Source organism: Dialister histaminiformans, assembly GCF_900103425.1.
Taxonomy (GTDB): domain Bacteria; phylum Bacillota; class Negativicutes; order Veillonellales; family Dialisteraceae; genus Allisonella; species Allisonella histaminiformans.
This window is the reverse complement of record NZ_FMXA01000002.1, coordinates 1-401: the sequence shown is the minus strand read 5'-3', so window position 1 is coordinate 401 and position 401 is coordinate 1. Positions and strand designations below refer to the sequence as shown.

Sequence of the window (401 nt, the reverse complement as noted above, 5' to 3'; positions counted from 1 at the left end):
CTATCAACCTCATAGTCTATAAGGAGTCTTACTCATTTCTGATGAGAAGTCTCATCTCGGGGTGGGCTTCACGCTTAGATGCTTTCAGCGTTTATCCCTTCCGGATGCGGCTTTCCAGCCGTGCCACTGGCGTGACAACTGGTACACCGTTGATCCGTCCACTCCGGTCCTCTCGTACTAGGAGCAGCTCCCCTCAAACTTCTTACGCCCGCGATGGATATGAACCAAACTGTCTCACGACGTTTTGAACCCAGCTCGCGTACCACTTTAATGGGCGAACAGCCCAACCCTTGGGACCTACTCCAGCCCCAGGATGTGATGAGCCGACATCGAGGTGCCAAACCTCCCCGTCGATATGAACTCTTGGGAGAGATTAGCCTGTTATCCCCAGGGTAGCTTTT

1 rRNA gene is annotated in these 401 nt (G+C 53.1%); it reads right to left on the bottom strand.

What is annotated here, in order from left to right:
- Positions 1 to 401 (bottom strand): 23S ribosomal RNA (locus BLQ79_RS00010); the annotation flags it as partial.